General features: G+C 53.5%; 11 protein-coding genes. 10 read left to right on the top strand and 1 reads right to left on the bottom strand.

All coding sequences use genetic code 11. The features are described 5' to 3' along the window. From QJQ48_RS26840 to QJQ48_RS26805, 8 genes are all read left to right on the top strand, one after another. Window positions 1-191: hypothetical protein (locus tag QJQ48_RS26840; RefSeq protein ID WP_346294306.1), on the top strand; the 191-nt coding region annotated here is incomplete at its 5' end. 11 nt (window positions 192-202) lie between these two features. Then, window positions 203-571 carry a single-stranded DNA-binding protein gene (locus QJQ48_RS26835; protein WP_346294305.1) on the top strand — a complete coding sequence of 123 codons (369 nt, stop codon included), beginning with the start codon at window positions 203-205 and terminating at the stop codon, window positions 569-571. After that, window positions 571-762, top strand: a complete 192-nt coding sequence (locus QJQ48_RS26830) for a hypothetical protein (protein WP_346294304.1) — start codon at window positions 571-573, stop codon at window positions 760-762. The genes QJQ48_RS26835 and QJQ48_RS26830 overlap by 1 nt, the downstream gene beginning before the upstream one ends. Before the next feature lie 7 nt (window positions 763-769). Beyond that, complete coding sequence (locus tag QJQ48_RS26825) at window positions 770-7,981, top strand: strawberry notch C-terminal domain-containing protein (protein ID WP_346294303.1); 7,212 nt, start codon at window positions 770-772, stop codon at window positions 7,979-7,981. Window positions 7,982-7,987: 6 nt separating this feature from the next. Further along, window positions 7,988-8,263 (top strand): hypothetical protein, encoded by a 276-nt coding sequence (locus tag QJQ48_RS26820; protein ID WP_346294302.1) that lies wholly within the window; start codon window positions 7,988-7,990, stop codon window positions 8,261-8,263. A 595-nt stretch (window positions 8,264-8,858) separates the two neighbouring features. Further along, window positions 8,859-9,218: an AbrB family transcriptional regulator gene (locus QJQ48_RS26815; RefSeq protein WP_346294301.1), complete on the top strand. Its 360-nt coding sequence runs from the start codon at window positions 8,859-8,861 to the stop codon at window positions 9,216-9,218. 111 nt (window positions 9,219-9,329) lie between these two features. Beyond that, window positions 9,330-9,899, top strand: a complete 570-nt coding sequence (locus QJQ48_RS26810) for a GNAT family N-acetyltransferase (protein ID WP_346294300.1) — start codon at window positions 9,330-9,332, stop codon at window positions 9,897-9,899. 8 nt (window positions 9,900-9,907) lie between these two features. After that, window positions 9,908-10,435 carry a hypothetical protein gene (locus QJQ48_RS26805; RefSeq protein ID WP_346294299.1) on the top strand — a complete coding sequence of 176 codons (528 nt, stop codon included), beginning with the start codon at window positions 9,908-9,910 and terminating at the stop codon, window positions 10,433-10,435. A 50-nt stretch (window positions 10,436-10,485) separates the two neighbouring features. Here QJQ48_RS26805 and QJQ48_RS26800 read toward each other — a convergent pair whose 3' ends face one another. Next, window positions 10,486-11,556: a PDDEXK nuclease domain-containing protein gene (locus tag QJQ48_RS26800; protein WP_346294298.1), complete on the bottom strand. Its 1,071-nt coding sequence runs from the start codon at window positions 11,554-11,556 to the stop codon at window positions 10,486-10,488. A gap of 128 nt (window positions 11,557-11,684) precedes the next feature. Here QJQ48_RS26800 and topA point away from each other — a divergent pair, with 128 nt between their 5' ends. Continuing rightward, window positions 11,685-13,889: a type I DNA topoisomerase gene (topA, locus tag QJQ48_RS26795; RefSeq protein WP_346294297.1), complete on the top strand. Its 2,205-nt coding sequence runs from the start codon at window positions 11,685-11,687 to the stop codon at window positions 13,887-13,889. Between the two features lie 45 nt (window positions 13,890-13,934). Further along, entirely contained in the window at window positions 13,935-14,153 is a 219-nt protein-coding gene (locus QJQ48_RS26790; RefSeq protein ID WP_346294296.1) for a pyridoxamine 5'-phosphate oxidase family protein, read from the top strand. Window positions 14,154-14,304 lie beyond the last annotated feature (151 nt).

The raw sequence follows: 14,304 nt of genomic DNA, 5'->3' as shown, positions 1-14,304 counted from the left end.
CTGAGCAGCCAGAGATTCAGGAAGGGCTAGCTTACTTCAAAGGCATGATGGGGGGCGAGATTCGTTTTTCAGGAGAGGCGCCTAGCTCAGTTTCAGCATTAGTCAGAGAAGGGCTAGCAGAGTTTTACCCAGATTATTCAGCCCATCAGCTTACCAGTATGGGCTTTAAAGCTTTGTCACTTATTTCATAGGAGGTATTTCCATGTCAGTTACGACACTCAACACCGCTATCATCACGGGCAACCTTGCCGCCGATCCAGAGATCAAAGAAGTCGAGCTGAGCGGAGGGACATCGCGTGTCGCGGAAGCCACTATCTATGTGCGCTACCGCCGCGACCGGGATAAGTCGTTTCGCGTAGATCTCTCGATATGGGAAGACAGCTCTGGCTGGCGGGTGCTGGATTATCTGAAAAAGGGCAGCTTGATCTGTGTCTACGGCGCGATAGAGCCGTCGCCTTATATCACTAGCACCCACAATGAGCCGCGAGCAGGCTTGCAAATGACGCCTGACCGCATCGAGCTGATATCGGTCAAAGGGAATGAACAGAACAATGAGGCTGAGGCGGCATAGTGCATCCCTTCATTCAACAGCTATTACAGGTGCAGCCGGAGATTTTGTCTATCTACTGGAATGGGCAGCAGATTCTACGGATTGAAGACGGTGAAGTAGTGCTAGAGCGCTCAGTTCGTCTTAGAGCAGGACTCTTGACCGTTCATTTTGATGATGAACCTGCTCCTGTATACTTCCTGGCAACTTCGTAGCTGAGCGATGGCTTTAAGCGAGCAACAACAAAGTCAGCTTGCAGAGGTGTTCCAGGAACGCTTACTGTCAGGCGATCGCTTTAAGACGATTAATCAAGCGCGGCAGGTAGCTTCCAAGGTTTTAGGAGAGCGTGTCAGTGGTGGCAATGCGCTCGCCAAAGCGACCGAGGAAGCCATCGAGCAGGGGTTGGTCAGAGCGGGCCGTCAAATCGTTCAGCAAGGGCGATCGCCTGGTGAGACGTTTGAGCAACTGGTAGACCTCTACCAGCGACAGCCGCGCCTGGGTACCCGTTCATCGACCTCGATTCTGCGCCAGCAGTACAGCACGCCGATGCCGATTGCCTATCTGGGTTCACAGTTAGCCGGTGTGACTCAGGAAACCAGCGTCTACGAGCCGACAGCCGGACATGGGGCGCTGTTACTAGAAACCAATCCAGAGCAGGCAACGGTAAATGAGCTAGATGATAACCGGGCGGCTGACCTGCGGCGACAGGGCTACCGCGTTACTCAGAACGATGCGACCAGCTACCGCCCAGAGCCGCGCAGTCAGGATGTGGTGATTGCGAATCCGCCGTTTGGTCGCAGGCGCAAAGAGGGTAGAGCTGAGCGCTTCACCATTGGCGCAGAGGCGACCCCTATCAACAGCTCACAGCTAGATCATGTCATTGCCTGGCGATCGCTTGAGGCGATGAAAGACGATGGCAGCGCGGTGCTAATTATTGGCGGAGAGAAGGGTTCAGAAGCCCATCGCTCGGACGAATACAACACGCAGCAGAACCGAGGCTTCTACAAAAATCTCTATGACAATTACAACGTCACCGACCACTTTACAGTGGAGGGTCCTCTCTACAATCGCCAAGGAGCCGGTTTTCCGATTGACGTGATTCAAATCAAAGGCCGAGGCCGGTCGCAGCGGCGTCTGCCAGCAGCCGATGTGCCCCGGCTGTATCAGAGCTACGCAGAACTCAAGGAGGTCTTAGATGCCAACGTTTCCGTATTACGAGAACCCGCAGGGTTGGGAGCCGAGCCAGCAGATAAAAGAAGGGATTCTTCTGGCTCGGCTGGACAGCTTCTTCGCGGTAATCGCCCCGGAGAATCAGAGCGAGATAGGCAGCTATCAGGAGTACAAGCGTCTGCTAGCCGATCGCCTAACGTGGATGATCCGGCAGTGGGCCGAGGATTTGCAGGAGCCGCTGGAGGCCGTTTACCAGATGATCCGGCAACGGCTGATAGCCGACCGGGTGCCGGACTTCGGGATGCCGCGCCCAGGGCAGGAGACGCCGGAGAACTGGGCGACGGCAATCACCGAGAGTCCCTGGCTGAGGACGATTTGGAATCAGGAGATAGACCCGGAGTATCCGCTGGTGCTGGCAAAGGACTCAGAAGCGAGCGAGACGGTTCAGTATCAGAACCTGGAAGAGTGGCTAATCTTCTTCGGCAAACAGGATTAGAGAAAACCGCAATAGAGCAGGAGGAAACAGCGATGGCAGAGCCAAAGAAAGAGCAGCTAAGCGGCCAGGTGCCCTACAAACCGCGTAGTAAAGGGCAAAGCCTAGAAACGCTGATTCCCCGCAATCTCTCAAGTGCGGTACAAACGGCTCTAGACAATCTTGAAGGCCGGGTGGGAGACATCGATGAGTATGCTGCCCGCAAGCTAAACTATCCCTCTGTTGAAGACATGCATGAGGTGCTGGCAGCAGAGCAGGTCGATGGGGTGGCGCTGGCGATCGATAATCTAGAGCATGGCGACGGTTCGCTGGTGGGTGACCAGACGGGTGTAGGCAAAGGTCGGCAGATGGCGGCGATGCTGCGCTATGCCAAAGAAACAGATCGCACCCCTGTTTTCGTCACCCGTGATTCAGGTTTATACGCGGATATGATTCGTGACCTGGATGATATCGGTGTCAAGGACTTTAAGCCTTTTATCACTAATAGCAAAGAAACAGTCCCGCTACCTGATGGTCGCACGTTGAAGACATCGCCCAATAGCCATGCGGCTGAACTAGATCGCTTGATTCAGCAAGGGGGGCTGTCACCGGAGGATGAGTACGACGGTGTATTTACTACCTATTCACAAATGCAGACAGTGCAGGGCAAAAACACGCCGCGTCGTGAGTTTCTGGAGATGATAGCGCCGCAGTCAATCATCGTCATGGATGAGGCCCATGAAGCGGGCGGTAGTGCTCAGGGGCAGTGGAAAAAAGTGGGCCAGCCACCCAACCGGGCTGAGTTTGCCCGTGGTCTGGTGGATAAGGCAGATGGCGTTACCTTCTCATCAGCCACGGCTGTCAAACGGCCTGACGTGATGGATCTCTACGGTCGCCGCTCTGGGATGCGGGATGCGCTCGGTTCAGTCGAAGCTTTGCAGGGGGCACTGGAAAAAGGCGGCATCCCCTTGCAGCAGGCATCAACCAACACCCTAGCTGAAGATGGCTTTTACATTAGACGAGAAAGGACTTATGAAGGGGTTGACTTCGGCATCGATACCGTAGAAGTGGACCGTGATTCGACTGACCGGCTGGGTCAGATTATGGGCAAGATTCTGGAGTTTGACCGCCACAAGCAAGATGCGCTGAAGGATTTGGACAAGTCTCTCAAGGCCGATGCTAAGAAGGTCGGTAAAGATAGCTCTATTGGCCAAGCCGGTGCATCGTCAACCAACTTCACTGCGCTGATGCACAATGTCATTGACCAGAGCTTGCTAGCGCGAAAAGCGGATCAGATGGCTGATGTAGCGATCGCCTCTCTAGAGCAAGGTGAAAAGCCGATTCTGACAGTCTCTAACACGATGGGCAGCTTCATCGAGAACTACGCCGATGAGAACGATATTGCTCCTGGGGATGAGTTTACGGCTGACTTCAGCGATATCCTGACGCGCTACCTGGAGCGCAGCCGGGATGTGCTGGAGAAAGACTATGACGGCACCACCACCCGCAGACCGCTCAGTGATGCCGAGCTGGGGCCAGATGCGGTCGCGGCCTTTGAAGCGGCTGAGGCTCTGATTGAGGAGACCGAGCTAGACTTTCCGGTTTCACCCATCGACCACATCAAGCAGCGGGTAGAAGATGCGGGCTACAGCATGGGGGAGATTACGGGCCGCAAAGCGCGGCTTGAGTACGATAGCGACGGCAACGCCACGTACAAACGGCGCAGTGGCCGGGAGACGAGCAAAGCAGGCAAGGTCAGAGCGACAGATCGCTTTAACAGCGGTAAGAGCGATGTGATTCTGCTCAATCGCTCCGGGGCTACCGGCATTTCCCTACACGCTTCTGAAAAGTTCGCGGACCAACGCCGCCGTCATATGATTGTGGGTCAAGCTGAGCGCAACATCAATGACTTTATGCAGACCTTGGGCCGTGCCCATCGCACCGGTCAGGTCGTGCCACCACGCATCACGCTGCTAATGGGGGATACGCCCGATGAGAAGCGGCCAGCGGCCCTGCTGGAAAAAAAGATGGCTTCACTCAATGCCAACACGACCGCCGATAAGAATGCGGGTTTTGACACCTCGGAGATTCCCGACTTCTTCAACCGCTACGGCGATGCGGTCGCTGAGCAGATCCTCAGCGAGTATCCCGAAATCAATGAAAAGCTAGATTATCCGATCAAGGTTTCTTCAGAAGGTGCGGGCGACTTAGAGAGTGTTGAGGAGGGAGCGATCGCCAAGGTGACCGGACGCTTACCGCTGCTGCCAATTGATGAGCAGGAATCCTTTTACAAGCTACTGGAGGAAGAATACAGCTCATTTGTGGAGCAGCAGAAAGCGCTGGGCAATAACCCACTGGAAGCCGAAGCCGTAGACCTCGATGCTCGCTCTTTGGCTCAGGCTGAAATTGTGCCGCCCAAGGATGGGCGTTCAGCCTTCAGTAAGGGCGTTCAGGTCGAAGTAATGGATGTCAAGTCTCAGAGCAGGCCGAAGACGCAGCTAGAGGTGATTAATGAGGTGCGCGGCAAGCTGGACTTGGAGCCAGTTGAGTCAGTCGAAGACCATGATTTTGAGGCTGTTGATGAGCGTTCTCAGGCGTTTTCCAGCAACCTGCTAGAACAAGCAGACAAAGCAGCAGAGAAGTATATGGAGCAGCAGCGGGCCAAGATTGGGCAACGCTACCAAGACCCGGAGAAGCGCCAAGCGGCCTTGGATAAAGAAACCAAGCGGGTTGAGAAACAGAAAACCCAGCTCACCCAGTTCAAGCGCTACCGCCTGGGCCAAACGGTCAGATTAGCCACCGATAACGGTCGCATCTTCTATGGAGCAGTGAGTGATATCAGCAAGCGGGGCCGCTCGCTAGCGGCGATGCTGGATGATTCAGATGAGTCTCAAAACAGCTTTGGTGACTCGAATCCGGTGGCGGCTTCCAAGTGGCAGATGAGCGTTTCGATTGCCGATTCAAACCGGGAGGTGCCGATACCGCTCTCCAAGCTCAACAGCGACCGGATGGGGTCAGTTGATGTAACCGCTGTTGAAAAGACGATGACGGGCAAAGAGGTGATGCCCCAATTTGATGAGCGCCAGTCAGGCGAGCGAGAAGTGAGGCAAGCGCTGACCGGCAACCTGCTGAGAGCCGCTGAGCAGTACGGCAACAAGGGCAGCATCATCAACGCCACTAAGTCAGGCGGTGAGATTGAGCCAATGTTGCTGTTGCCCAAGGGCTACGACATGGAGCGCGAGCTGTCTGAAACGCCAGTTGAGCTACCAGCGCCGCGCAACGTGCGTCAGTTCATGGAAATCACAAGTGGTGAGGGTATTGTCAAAACCGCTGACGAGCAGATGACGCTTAAACAGCAGGAGGGTGATTATGTGCTGCAAACAGGTAAGAAGCAGAAAGGCATCATTCTTGATGAAGGATTGATAGAGGCGATGGGCGATGAGTTCTATTCGATTAGCGATCGGATGGAAGCGAAGTTCTCAGCCGACCGGCTAGAGGATGTGGTCAGCTACATTCAGGAGAGCCGCAATCAAAAGCTAGAAGCTGTCACGCACCTTGATGAGGCACGGGAGCTAGTTGGTGAAAAGATACCTGAGTTCACCTGGTCAGATTCAGTAGAGGATGTAGTTGAAAAGGCAGGTCTACGGCCATCTGTAGACCTAGCAAATTTAGATAATTTCCGCGATCGCCTAGAAGCGGCTTTTCAGCAACCAGAGGAAATCAGCAGTGGGTCAGAGGTAGATGAACAAGTAGCAGAAGCCGCCCAGCCGCCAACAGAAGGTGAGGCAATAGAAGGCGATCGCCCAGCAGAATTGTCTCCTGATTCAGTACCGGAGCCTGACGAAGTGGAGCCGGAATCAGAACCTAACAAAGTGGAGCAAGCTGAGCCAGAGTCACTAGCCGTTGACGATACGGCAGGTTCGCAGCCAGAACCAGAGCAGCCCCAGACAGAAACTACGAAAACAGCGCCAGACCAGCGTGACTCAGCCGAGTTAGAGGCCAAGGTTGAGCAGGTCAAGGAAGTTGTCAGTCAGGGCAAGGGGTTAAACTTCCAGGTTGATCCAGAGTTCGACGCTGAAGCAGAAGGTTTATACACCAGCCTGACTGAGGGTGAGGCAGGCAGAAACAACTATGAGCTATTCTTGCCAGATGACATTCGCATCGAGGGCGATCTCGTACAGGTGCAAGTCGGCTATGACGTATCTGGAGAAGGCGATTCCCCTCAAGATGTGTGGGTGGATGTGCCAGATTTTGCCGAGCAAGCCGATAGAGTGCTGCAAGGGCAGGAGCCAGAACTTAGCGTCAGCGGTTACAGAGATGAACTGGAAGCATTGACAGAGAGCAGCCAGCAAGAGGATGCACAGCATATGCGTCCTCCGGGAGAGACAAAACCAGTACAACCGGAACCCGAAGCAGCAGCGCCGCCAGAGTCAGAGGAAACTCCTCGTATCGGTGGGTGGAAGCAGCAGCGGGGTAAGGCCGAGAAACAAGTCGGTAAGTTTCTCGAAGAAGCTGGCCTTTCTGAGGCAGTGATGGCCGATGAAGAGTTTTATCTCAAGGTCGAGAACGAGCCATACATCGCGCTGAACATTGAGCGCCATGATGACCAGCTCTTGCTGTATCACACGCTGACTGAGAACGGGGATGCTTTTATTGATTCAGAGATGGTCTTCAACCTGTCAGATGAGGGCAGCTTGAGCTTAGCTGAGACTGCTGTAGGCGGGCCTTTTGGTGAGACGCGAAACCGAGATCGCTCGTTTGCAGGCATCTTCGCTCAGAACATTAGGGAGCAGGGCTTTGCAGCAGCGGCTAGGGCCATGCAGCAGCCGGAGCCAGAGGTAGAAACCGTCCAGCCAGAAACCGAAATAATAGCTGAGGTGGCTGCTTTTGAACCAGAGCTGGAGCCGCCAGCTCCAGAGGCAGAAGTCGTTGCTGCACCAGAACAGACTACTTCAGAGACTACGAGTCAAGAACTAACTGAGCCGGAGCCACAGCCGGGAGAGGCCAGTGAACTGGTTACTGAAGCTGAAGCCTTTGACTATCAGCAAACGCTGGCGCAACTGCGCTCCGATGCCCAAGCCCTGCCAGAGGCCCAGCGTGAAAACCTGATGAGCGCGATCGCCGCTGTTGAGCAGGAGATGAGTCAGCCAACCGGGGCCAAAGCTGAGTCAGTCGAAGAAGGAGTCCCGGCCAGTGAGTTTGTCCAGGAAGCGATCGCCCAGAATGAGCCGAGCCTCGATGAGGAACTTGCTGAATTACTCGATGACTCGGAAGCGGTGACAGTTGAAGAACTGCGTGACTGGTATAAGTCAGCGAGAGCCTTGGGCCGCTCTGAAGAAGATTTAGAGCAGATTACGCAGTTCGGTAAAGCCGTCAAAACCGGAGAAGTGAACGGCTTGAATCAGACAGCAGCCAAACAGATGCGAAGGGACCGCGCTGAATTTGACGCTCAGGCCGGGCTGGGCCAGGGCGTTGCGGCTAATGCGCGGCGTTTTGTTCAGTCTGCTTTACAGGTGGGCTTAGCTCATCAAGACCAAGAGGGCACCCTTCAAGCTGATGGCAGAATCTATCAGGTCAAGCAGAAAGACAGCCTGATTAGCGTCACCAACAAACGAACCGGCGGTGGTGTGGTTGCTGATGGCAACGAAATTCTCAAGGTGTCAGATCTGACTGAAGGCGATCGCCGCCGCTGGATGAAGTTGGGGGCCAAGTCACCGCAGGAATTGAGGGGACAACCGCCTCAAGCGCCATCAAGAAACCGCGAACAAGATAAAGGTATGGAGCTGGGATAGTGATTGATGAACGATAAAACTTTTCTGCTGGCGTTAGTTGTGATTGCGGTAGTTTATGCAACATTACCGCTGCTTTTACCTGTAAGCGAAAATCATTCTTTTACTTTCGACTTAGGTGAGATTGTCTGCATGGCAATTTCGTTAGCTTATCTATATGAAGCCGTTAATACTAAGCGCGGCATTAGGCCGCGTGAATTGAAAAGCATGTTTAGAAACCGCTGCATCCTGTATGCTGCAGCTGGGATTGCTCTAAAGATTTTAGGCAGCTTTAGTTTTGTCTAAGATTGAAAGCTTTTAATCCAGTTAATCACAACTCTGGAAATCCAAAAGGCAAAGGCTGCACCTGATACAGTCAGGGCAATTGGCACTCTACTTCTGCGTCCTTGATAATAAGCATAGGCTGCATAGATAGCGAATCCAATAGCAATCAGTTTGACCAGTATCATGCTGTGGTTGAGGAATCTATATCTCTTTCAGTAATTATAGTTAAAATCCCTATTATTTAAGAATAAAGTTATTAGAGAAATCTAAGATGATGCGTATACTATATCGATACAGCTATTTGAGCTAAGCACAAGGTTATTGCTAGATAGATCAAAAAACAAAACATTTGTTATGGATAATGTTTTTGACCAGCAATTTCTAGATGCTATGCTAGTAATCTTTCTGTCTTGTACGCGGGTGTTATAGCCTATGCCTCGTTATCAGAATCGGAGCCAAACAGCGTCTGAGCCAGCGTATCCTCAACCCCAATCTTATTCCAGGGAACTTGAGCGGCGTCTGCGGCAGTGTCAGGGTGATAGCCTAGCTGCCCTAAAGGACAAGGTAAGGCTAGAACAGTCGATGTATTTGAGTATCACTCGAAATTGGAGCGAGAATGACGAGGCAATCTAAACCGTTGACCGGCAAAGCGCTGCTACAGAAAGCGCAAGAACTTTCCCACCTTTCCAGACGCGAAATTGCTCAGGCTTGTGGCTACACCAGCCAGACCAAAAGCGATCGCGTGCGAGTGAGCTTGGAGTCTTTCTATGAGGCACTGCTGGCAGCCAAAGGGCTCAATCTAGGGTCGAAGTCAGATGGCCGAGGCCGAGAAGCAACGTACCGCCTGACGGTGCATCAGAACGGTCAGATTGTGATTGGTTCTGCCTACACGCAGGAACTGAAGCTGAAGCCGGGTGATGAGTTCGATCTGAAGCTGGGTTATAAGCATATCTATCTCAAACAGATTGAGGAATAACAGACATGTAGGGTTTAAGCGGTGATCGCCACAGCAAAGCCAGCAGATTGCAGAAGAGTCAGCTGAAAACACCTGTAAACTCAGGTCAGACTTGCTTGGGTCTTATCTCTTATGGTGCGACTGCCTATTAGCTTAGTGCGAGGAAACAACCAGCAAGTTGTCGAAGCGATTCTGCTGGAGTTGAACCAACAGCATGTGGCAGATTTTCACTCGTTTTGGCAGGCGTCGCTGCGCCGTTTTTCCCAAGAGGATAAGTACTGGGATTGGGCTTTCAAGCAGCGATTGACTGTTCGAAACGCTAGGTATGAAAGCTATGCTGTTGAGTGCGATGGTTGTACTCAAGGGCTGATGATGCTAGAGACGGAGGGGCACGCTTCGCAATTTTACCCAGGCAAACGCCTAGTTTATGTTGCGGCTTTGTCAGTGGCTCCCTGGAATCGACGGCAGGTGCAGCGCCCTCCCCGCTTCAAAACTGTAGGGAGTGTGCTGCTAAATTTTTCTCGTTTGCGTAGCCTTGAGCTAGGCTATGAAGGTCGGGTAGGTCTTCATGCACTTCCTGGAGCAGAGGGTTTTTATGAGCGCAAGGATATGATGCGTTTAGATCCTGACCCGGATGATTTCATAGATGCGGAAGACGAACAACTGACTTATTTCGAGTATCCTGCTTGGAAGAGGCGCTAGCTCAGAAGATGTCTGCTCAAAGTTTTGATGACCAGCAAATGGCTCTTGACGTGATGGCTCAGTTGCGTGATCCGCAGTGGGCATTGGCAGCCGCTAGGGCTGAAGATGAAGCAGATTGCGAGATTGGTGCAGGCCGTGAATGGGGAGTGCTGCTTGGGCAGATGATGAGCGACCCTGAAGGCTTTCATCAGTTTCAGCGGCTACGGCAACTAGTTTTGCAAGCGTTGTGTCAGATACTTAGCAGTGGCAATCTAGGAGCGGGTTTAGAAGCAGCCTTCGCAGCGGGCAAAGAACGCCTGCTTCTCCGTTTGCAGCACCCAGACCCAGAGCTTCAGGTTCAGCTCAAGGCAGTGTTGGCAGAAGACCTGGCTGAACCATTAGGCAAAGCGGTTCTATCAGACTCCGCTCAACATTCTCTGCAGCAAGCAGTTGGTGCGGCCTTGTTGCCTGAAGATTGGGAAGCGATTGCGATCGCGGCTGCCAGTGCTATTCAACAACATGTGACTCATCATCTGAGTGTGCCGCAATCTGCCTGAACAGGTTTAGAGTGCACTATTGAGTGAGGCTGCGATCGCAGTTGTTGAGGTTACTCGTTGGCAGTCTCATCTGGTTCAGGGGTTTGAGCTTCGATTGCTTGAATAGCTGTTTCTAGCTCCATTTCAAGCTGCTCAATGGTCGGTAGTTGCTCTTTGAGTGCTTCTGGAAGGCGATGGCTAGAGACTGCGATGGGAGTATGGAGGTTGCGCAGGGCGTATTCGGCAATCGTTTTGTTTCTCGATTTGCATAAGACGATGCCGATTGTAGGCGCGTCGTCAGCATGGCGCAGCAAGTCATCTACTGCCGAGACATAGAAGTTCATTTTGCCGGTGTATTCAGGGCGAAACTCGGTGACTTTCAGGTCAATGACGATATAGCAGCGTAGCTTGAGGTGGTAGAAAAGCATGTCGATGAAGTACTCATTGCCTGAGACTTCTAGCCGATATTGGCTGCCGACGAAAGCAAAGCCAACGCCCAGTTCTAGAAGAAAATCTCGGATGTGAGCAACCAAGGCGGCTTCTAGCTCGCGCTCTTGAACAGAGCTGGTGACTGTGAGAAAGTCGAGGTGATATTCATCTTTAATCAGCTGTTGCGCGAGGTCAGACTGGGGTTTGGGTAGTGTCTGCTCAAAGTTCGTCACAGCGCCGCCTTGCCGCTGATAGAGATTGCTTTCAATCTGAAGCGTCAAGATATTGCGGCTCCAACCGTTGGCAATAGTTTGCTGTATGTACCACTGCCGTACATGGGATGCCTTAACTTTATCGAGAATGACACAATTGTGCCGCCAAGGAATTTGTCCACCAAGCTGGTGGACAATTTGTTCATCAGGCCAAGCTTCAGCGAACGCTCGCATGTAGAGGAGGTTTGTCCGTGAGAAGCCTTTCATGTCCGGAAACTCTCGCTTCAGGTCTTTGGCCAGGCGCGGAATCACCTTGCTGCCCCAGCCTTGTTCCCGTTGACGTTGTAAGATTTCTTGACCGATATGCCAATAGAGCAGCACCAGTTCTTGGTTGACGGCGATCGCGGCTTTGATTTGAGCTGAACGGATGCGACTTTTTAGCTCATTGAGCAAAGCAAAGTAGTTGTCTTCATCGGGGAGTAGAGAGGGTTGGCGGGGCATAGAGGGAAAAGCAACAGTCCTGCTGAGTTGGCTAATGACTCTCAATCGTATTGGATGTCTGGGCAGTTCAATTCAAATGTACTATAGCAGTAGGGTAAAGTGAGGCTTTGGCCGTCAGAGGTGACGCTATGGGCAATCTGTTGCTGATTGAAAGCCCCGGTAAGGTAAAAAAGCTAGGCCAAATTCTAGGGTCTGGCTGGGTGATCAAGGCCAGCATGGGGCACATCCGTGAGCTGACCAACGATGGTGAAGATGCCCTGGGCTTTGAGCTAAGTGCAACGGCTATTGAGTGTCGCTATCAGCCCCGCGATGCTCGCTCCAAGAAAGTGCTCTCTGAGCTGCGCCAGGCAGTTAAGCAAGCCGACCGGGTTTATATCGCTACCGACCCCGACCGCGAAGGTGAAACGATTGGCTGGCACCTGCAGCAAGCGCTACGGCTGCGCAGCCCTCAGCGCGTGGTCTACAGCGAGATTACGCCTCAAGCGGTGCGAGCGGCGATCGCCCGTCCCCGCCGCTTAGATGAACACCTCATTGCCGCAGGCAGGGCGCGTGACTGCCTCGATAAGCTGGTGGGCTACAAAGGCAGCCGCCATGTAGTGTGGCCGCTGAACAACGGCGCCAAGTCGATGGGGCGGGTGCAAAGTGCAACGCTGCACCTGCTGTGCGATCGCGAGCGAGCGATTCAAACGTTTGAGCCACAGGACTACTGGAGCGTTTGGGTGAGCTATCAGGAAGGCTTCAAAGCGTTCTATCGCAGCCGCCCACAGCCACAGCAAAGATCTCAGAAATCAGCTCAAGAGACAGCTGTCGCCAAAGGCAAAAGTGTAGCACCAGAGTCAGAGCGGGTGACCTCAAAACAGCGGGCCGATGAACTAGTGGCGATCGCCCGCAGTCAGCCGCATCAGGTTGTGCAGATTGAAGGCAAACAGGTGCAGCAGTCACCACCGCCGCCGTTCGTCACCTCGACCTTGCAGCAGGCTGCCGGATCAAAGCTGCGCTTCAGCCCGGAGCAGACGATGAAAGTGGCGCAGTCTCTCTACGAGAAAGGCCACATCACCTACATGCGTACTGACTCCGTAGCACTCTCAGCCCCTTTCTGTGAATCAGTGCGGCAGTATCTGCAGCAGCATGACCCAGACAATTTGCCCTCCAAGCGCACCCAACACCGGGCGGTGAAAGGCGCACAGGCAGCCCACGAAGCGATTCGTCCAACGGATGTCAGCCGCCTGCCAGAGGCTCTGCAGCGAGAACTCCCGGCAGCAGACGCTAGTCTCTACGAGCTGATTTGGTATCGAACCGTAGCCTCTCAGTGTGCCGCCGCCCGGCTGCGGAAAACGCGCGTGGTGACCCAGTCAGGTGCAGCCTACTGGGAGGCTAGAGGTCAGGTACTAGAGTTTGCAGGCTATACCCGCTACTGGAACAACCTGAGCGCTGATGCGGTGCTACCAGCGCTCACTCAGGGTCAAACGCTCACGCTGCAGCAGGCCCAAGCCGATGCCAAGCAAACACAGCCCCCGCCGCGCTACAGCGAGCCGCAGCTGGTGAAGCTGATGGAGCAGAAAGGGATTGGTCGTCCCAGCACCTATGCGCCGACGATCAAAACGCTGAAGCAGCGGCAGTACATTGAGCCTACCAAAGGCAAGCTGACGCCGACTCCATTGGGCTTGGAGCTAGATGCGGCGTTAGGCAAGCTGCTGCCAGACCTGATTCAGCCAGAGTTCACCGCGCAGATGGAATCGGCCTTAGATGCGATCGCCGCTGGTGAGCAGGAATGGCAGTCGTATCTGATTGGCTGGCACCAGAGCTACTTTGCCCCGGCGATCGCGCGGGCACAGCAGCAACTGCGATCGCTAGAGCTACCGGCAAAGTCTCTGCCTGCAGCATCCTCGGCTACGTCTCAGGCTTCTAAAGCACAGGTGAGTCAGGTGAAGTCGAGTAACGCCAAGCCCAGCAAGACTCAATGCCCTACCTGTGGTCAGCTCATGGACAAGATTCCTTCTCGTTCTAAGAAGCTCAAAGCCAAGCACTTTCTCAAATGCTCTGGCTGCAGCACGGTAATGTTCTGGAACGGCAAGGCCAAACGCTACGAGCTGCCCTACGCGCAGCAGCAGGCCAACACACTGGAGAACTTTACGGACTCTCCCTGCCCGGTCTGCGGTGCTTTGCTAGAGCGCTATCGTTACCAGAAGCAGGGTCAGGCCAAAGTGATGCTGCGCTGTTCGCTGCTAGAGAATCGACGCGGCCAGTGCAAAGAGGTGGCCTTCTTTGAGAGCCGGGGTGAGTTTTGGTCACCGAAGTTCGGCACCTTGAAGCTACCAGAACCTCAGCTTTGAGCGCTACGGTGCTAGGGAAGGTTTTGCCGACGACGAGGGAGTATCATGACGATTGCCACGGCTGAGAATGGCTGGATTAGTAAAGTAGAAAGCGAAAGCTCAGAACTGCTGGAGCGAGCCCGGCGAATTATTGACAGTACGCTCTACTGCACGCTTCCGACCTGTTCATCAGAGGGTTTTCCTTGGGCCTCGCCAGTGTTCTTTGTCTACGATGCCGCCTGGACTATCTACTGGTTATTAGATGACAATGACATAGGCGGGTGAGTCCTGCCGACGACAGCTACCAAGGCGGGTTGAGAGTATCGTTCTCTATCCTTTGTTCCAGTTGTCGCCACAAAAAAGACACTGAAGACGTTTTCCCAAGAAGTGGGGAAGCCTCCAGTGCCCAAACAAACCATTCAAAGTTATCAAATCA

The organism is Sphaerothrix gracilis Ecp01 (assembly GCF_030405905.1).
In the GTDB taxonomy this organism is placed as follows: Bacteria; Cyanobacteriota; Cyanobacteriia; order Phormidesmidales; family Phormidesmidaceae; genus Sphaerothrix; species Sphaerothrix gracilis.
Note: the sequence above shows the minus strand (reverse complement) of the source record. Positions and strands in the feature narration are given on the sequence as shown.